This window comes from Haloferax profundi (assembly GCF_001469865.1).
Classification (GTDB): Archaea; Halobacteriota; Halobacteria; order Halobacteriales; family Haloferacaceae; genus Haloferax; species Haloferax profundi.
This window is the reverse complement of sequence record NZ_LOPV01000568.1, coordinates 1-626: the sequence shown is the minus strand read 5'-3', so window position 1 is coordinate 626 and position 626 is coordinate 1. Positions and strand designations below refer to the sequence as shown.

Here is a 626-nt window from a genome sequence, read left to right as displayed (position 1 = left end):
ACCCTCTCCGGCTCTATCGAACTAGACTCCTCAAAAGCGATATAGTCGTCAGCGCCGTGTCCGATGACTTCGCTCGCGAGTTGTTCGTCTCCCCGAGCAGTACAGAACACGATTGGAAGGGTTTGACTCTGTGCACGGACCTGTTTCACTAACTCCAGGCCCGTTGTCTCCCTAAGCTCGGAGTCGGTAACGATACAATCGACTGTGTTCGACCGAGTGAACTCTAGTGCATCCACGACAGTTTGGACTGTTTTGACAGTAACGTTGGACGTGGAACCCAGCGATTCTGTGACTGGTTGAATCCACTCCGATGACCCGACGAGGAGGACCAGTGTGGACGCTAGACTGCTAGTGGATGTGCCCATGTACGTCCACTAATCTTCGACTGCGGTTCAAAATACCGACACCATCTCCGAGGAGCACGTGCCGGATTCAGTCGACGTGAAAACAGCGTAGCTGGTGTACGTCCGGTGATGGAGGGCCGACTTTACACCAGAGGACGAGTGTCGTTGACCCCCATTCATCGTGAATACTACTTTACGACTTCCACCCGTACGTTCCACTCGTCTTGACCCGAACCAGTGTCGCCGTTGTCGTGGTTGCCACCCTCCTCGCACTCTCTTCAG

At 54.3% G+C, this 626-nt stretch carries 1 protein-coding gene; it reads right to left on the bottom strand.

What is annotated here, in order from left to right; translation table 11 throughout:
• A partial coding sequence (locus AUR66_RS16975) for a response regulator (RefSeq protein ID WP_157533194.1) occupies window positions 1-365 on the bottom strand: 365 nt, incomplete at its 3' end.
• Window positions 366-626: the final 261 nt, after the last annotated feature.